This window comes from Janthinobacterium sp. BJB301, assembly GCF_002735685.1.
Lineage (GTDB): Bacteria > Pseudomonadota > Gammaproteobacteria > Burkholderiales > Burkholderiaceae_D > Janthinobacterium > Janthinobacterium lividum.
This window is the reverse complement of sequence record NZ_PDZJ01000001.1, coordinates 2,167,561-2,181,414: the sequence shown is the minus strand read 5'-3', so window position 1 is coordinate 2,181,414 and position 13,854 is coordinate 2,167,561. Positions and strand designations below refer to the sequence as shown.

11 protein-coding genes are annotated in these 13,854 nt (G+C 64.4%); 8 read left to right on the top strand and 3 right to left on the bottom strand.

Annotated features, from left to right (window positions below; translation table 11 throughout):
- Positions 1-3: 3 nt before the first annotated feature.
- Positions 4-624, top strand: coding sequence for a glutathione transferase GstA (gstA, locus tag CSQ91_RS09580; protein ID WP_099388097.1), 621 nt, complete (start codon positions 4-6; stop codon positions 622-624).
- 231 nt (positions 625-855) lie between these two features.
- Positions 856-2,445 (top strand): aspartate:alanine exchanger family transporter, encoded by a 1,590-nt coding sequence (locus CSQ91_RS09575; RefSeq protein ID WP_099388096.1) that lies wholly within the window; start codon positions 856-858, stop codon positions 2,443-2,445.
- Between the two features lie 12 nt (positions 2,446-2,457).
- Here the strand turns inward: CSQ91_RS09575 and CSQ91_RS09570 are convergent, their stop codons facing one another.
- Positions 2,458-3,666, bottom strand: coding sequence for an MFS transporter (locus tag CSQ91_RS09570; RefSeq protein ID WP_099388095.1), 1,209 nt, complete (start codon positions 3,664-3,666; stop codon positions 2,458-2,460).
- Positions 3,667-3,822: 156 nt separating this feature from the next.
- Between CSQ91_RS09570 and CSQ91_RS09565 the strand changes: the two genes are divergently transcribed.
- The 6 genes from CSQ91_RS09565 to CSQ91_RS09540 all read left to right on the top strand — a co-directional run bounded on the left by CSQ91_RS09565 (position 3,823) and on the right by CSQ91_RS09540 (position 8,326).
- Positions 3,823-4,410 carry a TetR/AcrR family transcriptional regulator gene (locus CSQ91_RS09565; RefSeq protein WP_034781153.1) on the top strand — a complete coding sequence of 196 codons (588 nt, stop codon included), beginning with the start codon at positions 3,823-3,825 and terminating at the stop codon, positions 4,408-4,410.
- A 97-nt stretch (positions 4,411-4,507) separates the two neighbouring features.
- Complete coding sequence (locus CSQ91_RS09560; protein ID WP_099388094.1) at positions 4,508-4,858, top strand: VOC family protein; 351 nt, start codon at positions 4,508-4,510, stop codon at positions 4,856-4,858.
- Between the two features lie 182 nt (positions 4,859-5,040).
- On the top strand, positions 5,041-6,231 hold the full coding sequence (locus CSQ91_RS09555; RefSeq protein ID WP_099388093.1) for an acyl-CoA dehydrogenase family protein: 1,191 nt from the start codon (positions 5,041-5,043) through the stop codon (positions 6,229-6,231).
- A 16-nt stretch (positions 6,232-6,247) separates the two neighbouring features.
- Positions 6,248-7,393 (top strand): acyl-CoA dehydrogenase family protein, encoded by a 1,146-nt coding sequence (locus tag CSQ91_RS09550; protein ID WP_099388092.1) that lies wholly within the window; start codon positions 6,248-6,250, stop codon positions 7,391-7,393.
- Positions 7,390-7,878, top strand: a complete 489-nt coding sequence (locus tag CSQ91_RS09545; RefSeq protein WP_034781070.1) for a MaoC family dehydratase — start codon at positions 7,390-7,392, stop codon at positions 7,876-7,878. The genes CSQ91_RS09550 and CSQ91_RS09545 overlap by 4 nt, the downstream gene beginning before the upstream one ends.
- On the top strand, positions 7,871-8,326 hold the full coding sequence (locus CSQ91_RS09540; protein WP_099388091.1) for a MaoC family dehydratase: 456 nt from the start codon (positions 7,871-7,873) through the stop codon (positions 8,324-8,326). Before CSQ91_RS09545 ends, CSQ91_RS09540 begins: the two co-directional genes overlap by 8 nt.
- On the opposite strand, the gene CSQ91_RS09535 is transcribed toward CSQ91_RS09540, so the two are convergent.
- Positions 8,317-9,249 (bottom strand): diguanylate cyclase domain-containing protein, encoded by a 933-nt coding sequence (locus CSQ91_RS09535; RefSeq protein WP_092605503.1) that lies wholly within the window; start codon positions 9,247-9,249, stop codon positions 8,317-8,319. The genes CSQ91_RS09540 and CSQ91_RS09535 overlap by 10 nt on opposite strands.
- Positions 9,246-13,718 carry a PAS domain-containing protein gene (locus CSQ91_RS09530; RefSeq protein WP_257217273.1) on the bottom strand — a complete coding sequence of 1,491 codons (4,473 nt, stop codon included), beginning with the start codon at positions 13,716-13,718 and terminating at the stop codon, positions 9,246-9,248. Before CSQ91_RS09530 ends, CSQ91_RS09535 begins: the two co-directional genes overlap by 4 nt.
- Positions 13,719-13,854 lie beyond the last annotated feature (136 nt).

Sequence of the window (13,854 nt, the reverse complement as noted above, 5' to 3'; positions counted from 1 at the left end):
ATCATGAAACTGTATTACGCAACGGGCACGTGTTCCCTGTCGCCGCACATCGTGGCCATCGAGGCGGGCATCGCGCTGGAACTGGAAAGAGTCGATATTCGCAAGATTCCACGCGTTACGGAAACGGGCGCCGACTACGCGCAAGTGAATCCGAACCTGTATGTGCCGGCGCTGGTGCTGGACGATGGCACCGTCTTGCTGGAGGGCACGGCCATCGTGCAATATCTGGCCGATCTGTCGCCGGACAGCGGCCTGGCGCCGCCGCCGGGTTCCCTGGCACGCGTGCAGCTGCAATCGTGGCTGGGGTTTATTGCCACTGAGCTGCACAAGGTGTTCAGCCCCTGGCTGTTCCACCCGGAATACGGTACGCAGGCGCAGGACGTGGCCCGCTCGCGCCTGGCCGCACGCCTCGATTACGTCGAGCGGCAACTGGCGGCCGGCGGGCCGTATCTGCTGGGCGAGCGCTATTCCATCGCGGATGCCTATCTGTACACCATCCTCGGCTGGTCGGCGCATACGCAGGTGGATCTGTCGGCCTTCCCGCACGTGAGGCGCTTGATCGAGCGCGTCGGCGAGCGTCCCGCCGTACGCCAGGCGCTGCGCGAGGAGGCGAGCAGATATTGATAAATCATATTTCCATCATCACAACATGCAATTGGAATGATATGCTGCGATGCGGCATCATTCACCTGTCTCCTCTACTTCCTCACAGGAATTAGATTCAGCCCGCTTCCATAGCGGGCTTTTTTTTGCCCGTTTTTCAGGTACAAACCCGCGCACGCTTGCTTGTCATCATCGCCATCGTGTTGCTTTTGTGCATGCTAAACTGGGCCTTCCCCAGACCAAGGTTGCCCGATGCTTCAATTATTTCGCCACACGCTGGAGTCCACGCCCATTCTCGCCCTGTTTCTTGTCATCGGCGCCGGTTATGCGCTGGGGCGCATCAGCGTGTTCGGATTTTCTCTGGGCGTGGGCGGCGTGCTGTTCGCGGGGCTGGCGCTGGGCGCGTTTGCTCCCGGCTCCGTGCCGCCGCCGATGGTCGGCTCCATCGGTCTGCTGCTGTTCCTGTATGGCATAGGCGTGCAGTATGGCGTGCAGTTTTTCGCCGGCTTGCGCGGTGCGGGGCAGAAACACAATCTGATCGCTTTTATTGCCGTCATGGGCGGCCTGGCCGTGTCTGTCTGGGGCGGGCAGTGGATTGACATTTCTCTGCGCATGGCCAGCGGCGTGTTTGCCGGCGCCATGACCAGCACGGCTGCCTTGCAGGCGGCGCTGGAAGCGTCGCACGGCAATGGCGACGCGGCCGTCGGCTATGCCGTCGCGTACCCGTTCGGCGTCGTCGGCCCCATGCTGGGCCTGTACCTGGCGGGGCGCATCTTGAAACCCGTGCTGACGCCGCCGCCGGCGCCCATCGTCGTGTCCGAAATTACCATTGATGAAGCCAAATTGGCGGGTGCGGCCCTGTCCGAACTGGCCGATGGCCCCCTGGCGGGCGTGCAGGTGATCGGCGTGCGCCAGGGGCACCAGAACCGCTTGCCCGACCCTGGCCTCGTGCTCGGCGTCGGGGACGCGCTGATGGTGTCGGGCACGGTGGCGGGGGTGGAAGCGGCGCGCACGGCGCTGGGCCACCTGGACCCGGGCCGGCTGATGAAGGACCGCAGCGCGTTCGATGGCACCGAAGTGTTCGTGTCGGACGCGGAAATCGTCGGCGTGCCCCTGGGCGAGCTGAACCTGGCGAAAGACTTCCCCCTGCAGATCGCGTTCATACGCCGCGGCGACGCCATGATCCTGCCGCATCCGTTCCTGACCCTGGAATTCGGCGACAGGGTGATGGCCATTGCGCCGGCGAAACATGCGGCCGATGTGCGCAAGCTGTTCGGCAATTCCATCACGGCCACGGCCGAGTTCAGCTATGTCTCGCTGGGCATGGGCATGGTGCTGGGCGTGCTGCTGGGCCTGGTACCGATCCCCTTGCCGTGGATCGGTTCGTTCAGCCTGGGCCTGGCCGGCGGGCCGCTGGTGATGGCGCTGATCCTGGGCCGCCTGGGTAGGGTGGGCCGGATCAGCTGGCGCTTGCCGCTGTCGGCCAACCTGGTGATGCGCAACTATGGATTGACGATTTTCCTCGCTTCCGTCGGCATGGCGTCCGGCTTGCCCTTCGTGCAGCAAGTGGGCGCCGATGGCTTGCCCATGCTGGCGCTGGGCGCCGTGACGGTGCTGGTGGTGGTGGCCCTTGTCGTGATCCTGGGCAAGGTCTTCCTGCGCCTGCCGTTTCCTGAATTGCTGGGCATCGCGGCCGGCGCCACGGGCAACCCGGCCGTGCTGGTGTTCGCCAACCGCCTGGCCAAGTCGGACCGCCCGAACCTCGGTTACGCGATGATTTTCCCCAGCATGACCATCGTCAAGATCGTTGCCGTGCAAGTGCTGCTGCATCTGTACGGCTGATTGCGGCCACAGTCAGTCTCTTGCAGGGCCAGGCTGCTTGTCGGCGTCAACCAAGCGGATGCCAAAAGACAGCAGCAAGGCGGCAGCGGCGCATCCTGCGGCAAGCCACAGGTTGGCTGAGAGGCCCAGCCTGTCCACGGCCTGGCCGCCGGTCCACGCCCCAAGCGCAATGCCGATATTGAAGACACCGACATACAGCGCGGCGACGATCTCCACGGCCCCGGGCGCCGCCTTCATCATCAAGGTCATCAGGCCGACCGATACACCACCGTAGGCCAGTCCCCAGGCCAGCAACACCACGCCGCCGCCGATGCCGGAGTCGCCGACAGCCAGGAACAGCAGCGGCGTGAGCAGCAGGCCGCCCGAGATGGCGACGATGGTAGTCGCCGTGCGCCGCGCCGCCACGACACCGGCCAGGAAGTTTCCAATGATGCCCGCGCAGCCATAGGCAAACAGCAGCGCGCCCAGCCATTGCGTATCAAACCCCGACATGGACAGCAGTAGCGGGCGCACGAAGGTAAAGGCCATGAAATGGCTGGTCACCAGCAACAGGGTCAGAAGCAGCCCCGCTTGCAACTGCCTGTTGCGCAGCTGTTTGCCGAATTGGCGCAAGGTCGCCGCACCGGCAGCGGGCAGTGCGGGAATGACGGCCAGATGCAGCGCCAGTACCAGGCTGCTGAACAGCGCCATGACGCCGAAGGCCCAGCGCCATCCCGCAACGTCGCCGATTTGTGCGCCTAGCGGCACGCCCAGCACGGAAGCGGCCGCCACGCCACCGAAGATGATCGACGTTGCCAGGCCGGTCGAGCGCGCAGGAACCAGGCGGGAAGCGAGGCCGCCGGCGATGGCCCAGATGCCGCCCATGCAAAAACCGACGAGAACACGGGCAGCCAGCATCCACGCCATGTTCTGCGCCAGGGCCGAGGCAATGTTCGCGAGCACCAATAGTGTCAGCAAACCACAGAGAATCTTGCGCCTGTCCAGGCTGCCCGATGCGACCACGACCAGCGGCGCAAACATGGCCGCCAGCAATGCTGGCAGTGAGATCATCAGGCCGGCGGTTCCCGTGGAGGTGCCCAGGGTGTCAGCAATCGGCGTCAGCAGGCCGACCGGGAGCATTTCTGTCGTCACGACCGAAAAGGTGGCCATGCCGACGGCGCAGACAGCCAGCCACGGGTGGCGGACACGGGGTTGTGCGGCAGCGCAGGCGGACGTACTCATGGTTCATATCCTTCATGTGATCATTCGATAAACGGCGCATGCCCTGCTTGCAATGGAGATACGTCGCAGTGATAATACATACATCGCGTATGAATAGTATATATTCATACGCACTGTATGTAAACAATCATGCGCTACGTATGCAAGGAGGAAGCAATGGTTCGCCGCACCCGTGTGGAAATGGAAGAAACCCGAGCATCGTTGCTGGCTACGGCCCGCAAAGTGTTCAGCGAGCGCGGTTATGCCGACACGTCAATGGACGACCTTACCGCGCAGGCAGGCCTGACGCGTGGGGCCCTGTATCATCACTTCGGCGACAAGAAGGGCTTGCTGCTGGCGGTGGTGGAGCAAATCGACGCGGAAATGGATGGCCGCCTGCAAGCCATCTCCGACAGTGCCGAAGACTTGTGGGAAGGCTTTCGCAGCCGCTGCCGTGCCTATCTGGAGATGGCCCTGGAACCGGAAATTCAGCGCATCGTCTTACGCGATGCGAGGGCGGTCCTCGGTGGCGCTTCACCGGACTCGCAGCGCCATTGCCTCGAGTCGATGCAAAAGCTTATCCAGCAGCTGATTCACCGAGGCATCGTGGCCGACGCTTGCCCAGAAGCACTGGCTTCGATGATCTACGGCAGTCTGGCAGAAGCGGCGTTCTGGATCGCAGAAGGTGAGGAAGGCAATGCGCGTCTGATAAAAGGAGTGGCGGCATTGGAATTGCTGTTACGGGGGATGTTGCTTGACAGGTAATCGCGTCAAGTGGCCATCACGCCAGAAGCGGACACGTCTGGAGACGTGGAGGGCGATATTAAGCAGGGTTGGACTTATATGGACATGGAGGAAAAATATGCAAGTCAAGCGTATCGTTGCAAATTTCCCGGCGTCGGATCCGGGCCTGGCGCGGACGTTTTACCAGGACGTGCTGGGTCTGAGCCTGTTGATGGACCACGGCTGGATCATGACGTATGGTTCGCAAAGCGAGATGAGCGTGCAAGTGAGCTTCGCGACGGAAGGCGGCTCGAATACCGCTGTGCCCGACCTTTCCATTGAAGTCGATGACGTGGATGCCGCATTGGCGCGTATGCATGGGGCAGGGTTTCCCATTGAATATGGTCCTGCCGATGAACCTTGGGGCGTCAGGCGGTTTTTCGTGCGCGACCCTTTCGGCAAGCTCATTAATATCCTGTCGCACACCTAGACGCGGTCCCAAGGGCGGCAGTCAGCCAATTCCACCCGCTTCCCTTGCGCGCCAGCCTGTGTAAAAGGCCTGGCGCGCCTCCCAATCTGTTGTACAATCCTTGAGAACGGTCGTGCTTTTTTGTGCGCTGAGCTTCCTTGCGTGCAGTCATCACGGCAACCGATAAGAACAAGGAGACAGACATGGACCTGCATTACACGGCCGAGGAGAGCGCCTTCCGCGACACGGTGCGCGCCTTCCTCGACACCCATTTGCCGGCGGACTTGCAGCGCAAGGTGCGTCAGCATCTGCGCCTGAACCGCGACGATTACGTGCGCTGGCACAAGATTGTCGCGCAACAAGGCTGGGCCGCGCCGGCCTGGCCCGTCGAACATGGCGGCACGGGTTGGACGTCCGTGCAGCGCCACATCTGGGAAGACGAGTGCGCGCGCGCCGCCACGCCGCCGATCCTGCCATTCGGCGTCAACATGGTGGCGCCCGTCATCATGGCCTTCGCCAACGCCGAGCAAAAAGCATACTATCTGCCGCGCATCCTGAACTGCGACGACTGGTGGTGCCAGGGTTATTCGGAGCCGGGCGCCGGGTCCGACCTCGCTTCCCTGAAAACCACGGCCCAGCGCGATGGCGACCACTACATCGTGAATGGCCAGAAAACCTGGACGACGCTGGGCCAGCACGCGGATATGATCTTTTGCCTGGTGCGCACGGATAGCACGGTGCGCAAGCAGGAAGGCATCAGTTTCTTGCTGATCGACATGAAAACGCCGGGCATCACCGTGCGCCCCATCATCATGCTCGATGAAGAACATGAAGTGAATGAAGTCTTCTTCGACAACGTGCGCGTGCCCGTCAGCAACCTGGTTGGCCAGGAAAACAAGGGCTGGACCTACGCCAAGTATCTGCTGGGGCACGAGCGCACGGGCATCGCCGCCGTGGGCCGCTCCAAGCGCGAGCTGACTTTTCTCAAGCAGCTGGCCATGCAGCAGAGCAAGCGCGGCGCCCCGCTGCTGCACGATGCCGCCTTTGCGGCCAAGGTGGCTACCCTGGAAATCGAATTGATGGCGCTGGAAATGACGGTCTTGCGCGTCATCAGCGAAGAAGGCAAGGGACCGGGGCCGCAGGCATCGATGCTGAAGGTGCGCGGTTCGGAACTGCAGCAACAACTGACGGAACTGATGGTCGAAGCCATCGGCCCGCAAGCCTTGCCGTTCGACCCGGCATTCCTTGACGGCAGCGCGCCGCATGGCGCTGGCGGCGACGACCTGGCCGCGCCGCTGGCCGCGTACTACTTCAATTACCGCAAGACATCGATCTATGGCGGCTCGAATGAAATCCAGAAAAACATCATCACGCAGATGATCCTGGGCCTGTAAGCCAGAAGGAGACGACATGGACTTTCATTTTAATCAGGAACAGCAGCAATTTGCCGACGCGCTCAGGCGCTGGGTCGACAAGGATTACCGCTTTGAAACGCGGCAAAAGATCATCCATTCCGCCACGGGCACGTCCGATGCCGCCTGGGCCACCTTGGCCGAGCTGGGCATGACGGCCTTGCCGCTGCCGGCCGGCGCGGGCGGCTTCGACGGCACGGCCGTCGACATGCTGCTGGTGATGCAGGAACTGGGCCGCGGCCTGGTGGTCGAGCCCTACCTGGCCACCGTGCTGGGTGCGCGCTTTTTGACCCTGGCCGGTGGCCACGATGCCGTGCTGGAGCAGGTTGCCAGCGGCAGCCTGAAACTGGCTTGCGCGCTGGGCGAACGGCAGTCGCGCCACGATATGCATGATATCGCCACCACGGCAACCGCCAGCGGCGACGGCTTCGTGCTCGACGGCGAGAAAAGCGTCGTCATCCATGGAGCACAGGCCGGCGCGCTGATCGTCTCGGCGCGCAGCAGTGGCAGCCAGATGGACACGGATGGCATTTCGCTGTTCCTCGTGCCCGCCGACGCGCCGGGCGTTTCCGTGCGCGACTACCGCACCATCGACGGCCAGCGGGCCGCCACCGTCACCCTCGTGCAAGTGGTGCTGGGCCACGCGGCCCTGATCGGCCAGGCGGGGCAGGGCTGGGCCGTGCTGGACGCGGCGCTCGACTATGGCGCCGCCTTGCTGTGCGCGGAAGCCGTGGGCGCCATGGACGCCATCTTCGCCGCCACTCTGGACTACCTGAAGACGCGCCAGCAGTTCGGCGCGCCGATCGGCAAGTTCCAGGCCTTGCAGCACCGCATGGCCGACATGTTCATCCATCTGGAGCAGGCGCGTTCGATGGCCATGCTGGCTGCCGCCAAGGTCGACAGCGAGGATGCGTCCGAGCGGCGACGCACGGTCTCGGCCGCCAAGGCGCGGATAGGGCTGGCCGCCACCTTTGTCGGCCAGCAAGCCGTGCAATTGCATGGCGGCATGGGCGTCACGGACGAATTGCCCGCCGCCCACCATTTCAAGCGCCTCTCCATGATCGCCCTGACCCTGGGCGACGTGGAGCACCATATCGAGCGCTTTATCGCCCAGCCGGGCTTCTTGCCGACGGAGACCGCATGACCGCATCGACTGCTATCGCACCGAAACACTGGTATTTCGAAGACTTTACGCAAGGCCTGGAAATCGACCTGGGCCAGCGCCATGTGACGGAAAAAGAAATCATCGCCTTCGCCACGGATTTCGATCCGCAGCCGTTTCACGTCGACCATGCGGCCGCCGAAAAGACCATCTTCAAGGGCGTCATCGCCAGCGGCTGGCACACCTGCGGCATGATGATGCGCCTGGTGGTGGATAACCTGCTCAAGCATTCGTCCAGCATGGGTTCGCCCGGCCTGGACAGCATCCGCTGGCTCAAACCCGTGCGCGCGGGCGACACCCTGCAGCTGACCTACCAGGTCAAGGAAGTGCGTCCATCCACGTCGAAGCCGGACCGCGGCATCGTCATTTCCGTGTGGAGCGTGCGCAACCAGCATGGCGAAGTGGTGACCACCGTCGAAGGCATGGGCATGTTCGGCCGCCGTCCCGCAGGAGAAAATCATGCGTGATATCGCCGGCATTGCCGGTTTCCAGGCCCTGGCGGGGCAGCACGTGGCCGTTTCCGACTGGCTGACCATCACCCAGCAGCGCATCGACACCTTTGCCGACGCCACGGACGATCATCAGTGGATACACGTGGACGCGGAACGCTGCGCGCGCGAGTCGCCGTATGGCTGCACCGTGGCGCACGGCTTCCTGACCCTGTCACTCTTGCCGGCCATGTTGCAGGGCGCCTTGCACATGGCCGGCATCCGCATGGCCATCAACTATGGCCTGAATAAAGTGCGCTTTCCCGGTCCCGTGCCCGTGAACAGCCGCCTGCGCGCGCGGCTCGACATCCTCTCCGTCGACGACTTGCCGGAAGGGGCGCAAGTAAACTGGGCCGTCACCATGGAGCGGGAAGGCGACACGAAACCCGTGTGCGTGGCGGAGTTTTTGATGCGCTGCTATCCCTGATCACTCCCCTCCGACGCGCAATACCTGTCCCGTCCCGTATGCTTGGCGCGGTACAGCAGGGCGTCCGCGGCGCGGATCAGGGCGCTGGGATCCATGCCTTCCGTGGGCATGACGCTGGCCATGCCCAGGCTGACGGTGACGTGCGGGCCGACGCCTGATCTGGCGTGGGGAATTTGCAGCGCGCGCACCTCGTCGAGGATGCGCTGTGCCACCACTTCTGCCCCGTCGCGCGTTTCCTGCGGCAGCAGGATGATGAATTCCTCGCCGCCGTAGCGCGCCAGCAGGTCGGGCGGGCGCACGGCGCAGCGGCGCAGGGCGGCGCTCACCTGCTGCAGGCACAGGTCGCCCGCCTGGTGGCCATACGTATCGTTGTAATCCTTGAAGTGGTCGATATCGGCCATGATGATGGCCATCGGCACGCCGTCGCGCGCGCAGCGCCGCCATTCGCTGTCCATCGTGTCGTTGAAGCTGCGCCGGTTGGCCACGCCTGTCAGCGAGTCCGTCAGCGACAGTTCGCGCATGGCGTCGGCCTGCCGCTTGATGGTCAGCTGGCTGCGCACGCGGGCACGCACGACGGCCGCGTTGAACGGTTTCGTGATGAAATCGACGGCGCCCGCTTCCAGCGCCCGCGTCTCGTCTTCGGGCTGGTTCAGGGCCGTGACGAAGATGACGGGAATGGCGCTCAGTAGCGCCGATTCGCGCAGCGCGCTGCAGACGGCATAACCGTCCATGCCGGGCATGACGGCGTCGAGCAGGATCAGGTCCGGCTGTTGATTATGCGCAATTTCCAGCGCCTTTTCACCGCTCAGGGCGAACAGCACGTCGTGTTCCTCGCGCAGCAGCTGGTGCAGGATCTGGATGTTTTCCATGGCGTCATCGACGATGAGGATGCGCCCGTTCATGGCAAGGTTGGTCCAGCTCACTTGTTTTCCTCTCGTTTCAGCTGATCGAGCACGAGTTTTTCCGCCTCGGCAAAATTCAGCGTTTCAATCGCATGTGCCATCGCCAGTGCCGCTTCCCGGTCTGACTGTTGTATGGCGGGGTGCAGGGCGTGGAATTGCGCCAGCGCTTTCAAGTTGTTGTTGCGGATCAAGACCAGCAGTTCGGCCAGGCCGGCGTGCAGGTCGAGCGGCCCGCTGCCGGGCGCGGTCGCTGCCGGCTGGCTGCGCCGCAGGGGTGAGGGCAGGGTGCGCGCCGCTTCGATGACTTCGGCCATCGCCTGTTCCAGGCGGCCCAGCAAGGCGGCCGTGGCGTGCGATCGCCCCGTTTTCAGCGTTTTTTCCGTCTCGGCGGCCAGGCTGGCGATCTGCGTGGCGCCCAGGTTGGCCGCCACGCCGCAGACGCGGTGCAGCAGTTGCGCCGCCTGCGGCGCCTGGCCAGCGGCCAGCAGGCGCCGGGTTTCCTCGACGGCGTCGCCTTGCGAATTTTCAAAGCGCTTGAGCAGGGCCAGGAAGGCGCCGTAGTCGCCGCCGAAACGGTGCAGGGCCGCCGCCAGGTCGATGCCGGGCACCGCGGCCGGCAGGTCCAGCGTCTGCGTGGCGGCATTGCCTGTCTGGGCAGCGCCGTCGCCGCTGCTCAGGGGCGCGCGCACCAGCCGGGTCAGGGTCTGGATCATTTCGTCGACATCGATGGGCTTGGCCACATGCGCGTTCATGCCGCTGGCGATGGCGCGCAGACGGTCTTCGTCCATGGCATTGGCCGTCATGGCGATGATGGGCAAGTCCGGCAAGCCCAGGGCGCGGATGGCCAGGGTAGCGTCGTAGCCATTCATGACGGGCATCTGCAAATCCATCAGCACCACGTCCCAGGCGTCCGGCGTGCTGGTGAGCAAGTCGACGGCCAGCCGGCCGTTGGCGGCCACGGCCACGCGCGCGCCCGAGTGCAGCAAAATGTACTGCGCCACTTCCTGGTTGATTTCATTGTCTTCCACCAGCAGCACGCGCATGCCTGTGAGCAAACCCGACAAGGGCGTGGACACGGGCAGCGCGGAAGGGGAGCTGCGGCCTTCGCGCACGGCCGTCACGGCCGCCAGCAGGCGCGCCGGGGTGGCCGGCTTCGAGACGATGCCGGCCAGCATCAGGCTGTCGGCCAGGCGTTCGAGGTTTTCGCTATCCTGGTCGGCCACCAGCATGATCACGGGCGGCAGCGCCAGGAGCGCATCGGCGCGCGCCTCGGTGAGCATGGAAATGCCATCCATGCCGGGCATGGCCGCGTCGAGCAACACAAGATCGTGCGCCGGCCCGCCGCTGGCGTGGGCGCGCAGCAGCGCCAGGCCGGCCGCGCCGCTGTCGGCGCTGCGGCTGTGCCAGCCCTGCGCCGCGCACCAGTCTTCCAGCATGGCGCGCACGCTGGCGTTGTCGTCGATGATCAGCAGCGACAGGGCCTTGGGCATGCCCTTGCCGGGCGGCTCGGGCGGCGGCGCCACCTTGTCGAAGCGGCAGCTGAAGCGGAAGTCGGAGCCCTTGCCCAGCGCGCTTGTCACGCTGAGGGTGCCTCCCATCAATTCCACCATGCGCCGGCAGATGGCCAGCCCCAGTCCCGTGCCGCCGTATTTGCGGCTGGTGCCGCTGTCGCCCTGGGAAAACGCGTCGAAGATGCGTTCCTGTTCGGCCGCGCCTATGCCGATGCCCGTGTCGCGCACGGAAAACTCGAGGGTGGCGCTGGCAGCATCCTCGGCCACCTTGCCGATGGCCAGCACCACTTCGCCATGCGAGGTGAACTTGACGGCGTTGCCCACCAGGTTGATGAGTATCTGTTCCACGCGCAGGGCGTCGCCGATCAGTTCGTCCGGCACACCGGGGGCGAGCACGAAGACGGGTTCCACGCCGCGCGCCCAGGCGCTGCTGGCCAGCAAGACGCCTACGCTGTCGAGCATGCGTTCGAGCTGGAAACGGCGCTGTTCCAGCACCATCTGCCCCGCCTCGATCTTGGAAAAATCGAGCACGTCGTTGACGATATTGAGCAGTGATTGCGTGGCCATCTGGATCTTGCCGACATAGCTGCGCTCGCGCCGTTCCAGCGGCGACTCTTCCAGCAGCCGCGCCAGGCCGATGATGGCGTTCATCGGCGTGCGGATTTCATGGCTCATGTTGGCGACGAATTCGCTCTTCGCGATGCTGGCCGCCTCGGCCTTGTCGCGCGCGCGCACCATCTGTTCATTGAGTTCGTGCAGGCGCAATTCCGTGCGCTTGAGTTCGGAGACGTCCGAGGCCAGCACGAAGAAGCCCCGCACGCGGCCGCTGTCGTCGAAATCGGGGATGTAATTGGTCCACGTGTGGCATACCTGGCCGCCGGGATCGAGCAGGTCGCGCTCGAAGCTTTGCGGCCGGCCCGCCAGCACGCCCTCGACGTGGGGTGCATACACGTCGAACAGTTCCTGCCCCAGCAATTCGCTCATGTGGATGCCGGCCAGCTCGGCGCTGCTGCGGCCAAACCATTCGTTGTAGAATTTATTTGCAAATAGGCAACGCAAATCGGCGCCCCAGTACGATACCATGCCGGGCAGGTTGTCGGTGACGGTGCGGATGAAGCGCTCATTCTGTTCCAGGCGCCAGGTGGCGGCGTGCAGCACCTCGGTGGCGCGCTTGCGTTCCGTGATATCGATCGACACCCCCAGCACATGGCTGGCGCGCCCGGCATCGTCGCGCAAGACCACCTTGCGCGTGGTGAAGTGGCGCGTCGTGCCATCGGCCGTATTGATCGCTTCCTGTTCGATTTCCACCATCTGCCCCGTGGCCAGCAGCTTGCGGTCGGCGCTGACGAAGGCGGACGCCTGCTGCGGCGGGAAGAAATCGTGGTCCGTCTTGCCCAGCAATTGCTCGCGCGAGCGTCCCAGCGTCAGCTCCGCGTGGCGGTTGATCATTTCAAAGCTCAGCTTGTCGGCGCGCTTGACGAAGACCATGGCCGGGATGTTTTCGATGATGGTGCCAAACAGGTGTTTTGAACGGCGAAATTCCGCTTCGCTGCGCTTGCGCTCGGTAATGTCCAGCCACAGGCCCGATACGCCCAGCAACTGCTGTTCCGGGCCGAAAATCGGGTGATACGAGACGATCCAGTGACTCAGCTGCTCGCGCTGCTGGCCGCTATGGCCTTTCAATTCGATGTCGACAATGGGCTGTCCCGTCTCCAGCACCTGGCGCACGCAACGTTCCACCTCCGCGCGCACGGCGTCGTCGAACAGCATGGCGCCCACGGGGCGGCCCAGGTGCTGCGCCACGCTGGCGCCGTTGATGGCGGCCAGGTAGTGGTTGATCATGACGATGCGCAAGTCCAGGTCCACGAACAGCATGCCGATCGGCGCCGTCGCGTACACGGTTTCCAGCAGCCGCGTGGATTTTTCCAGGGCCAGCGTGCGTTCGGCCACCAGGCTTTCCAGTTGCGTGCGGTGGCGCCGCAGGTCGCGCTCCAGCGCGCCCAGGGCGCTGGCCATGTCGGCCGATTCGCGGTCCGTGTGCTTGTTCGAAAGCAAGGGTTTGCCTTGCGCCAGCGCGTGGATCTGCTGCGTCAGTTCCTGCAGGGTGCGGGCCAGGCGGCCACCCACGCGCCAGGCCAGGGCAAAGCCGGCGGCCAGCAGCAGCGCCAGGATGACGGATCCCGTGACTACCGAGCGCAGCAGTGCTTCTGCCACCGTGCTGGTGCGCATGGTGACGGCCACCGTCCAGGCGGCGTCCGGGGCGCGGCGAAAGCCCGTATACACATCGATGCCTTCCAGCGTGGCATGGCGCAGCACGCCTTCGCGCGCCTGGCTTATCTGTTCCAGCAGGGGCGCCGCAGTGCGCTGGCCCACATAGCGCTGCGGCGCCAGGGTACGCGCCACGTTGATGCCATCGGCATTGATGATGGCAGCGCCCAGGTAGGCTGGCAAGTGCAGCTCGCGCAGCAGCACGGACAGGTAGTCGGACGGGTACAGGGCTGTCAGCACGTAGGCGCTTCCCTCGTTGCGCGGCAGCGGCAGATTCAGGGCCAGCTGCGGCATGCTGTCCGGCGTCTTGGCCAGGCTGGTCAGCCGCGGCTTGCCGTAGTCGCGCGTGCGCTCCATGCTGGCAGCCCATTTTTGCGGCAAGGGCGGCGGCGCCTGGCTGGCGGGCAGGGCCGTATTGATCAGCTGGCGGCCCTTGGCGTCGGAGACGATGAAGCCGCTGACGGCCATGCCCGGCTGCAGCAGGCTGGCGGCCATGGCCCGCAGGGCGCCGATGTCGCCGGCTTGCAGGGCGGGCGAATCGGCCAGGATGCGCGCGGCCATCTGGGCGCCGTTCAGGTCGCGTTCGACGGCTGCCGCGACAGCCCGTGCCGCCTGCGCCGTTTCGCTGACGACATGGTCGCGTTCACGCGTGTAGCTTTGCGCCACGAGCAGCAGAAATACCAGCGCCGTCGGAATGACCCAGGCGAGCACCAGCCATGAAATTCTTGAGCGTATCGAAGGCAAATCTTGCACCCGGAAAGCTCCCAGAATGGATGAATCGACAGGCAGGCTCACGCTGGCGCTGGCTGACGTTGAATGAAAAGATGCTAGACGAATTTGATTGTTC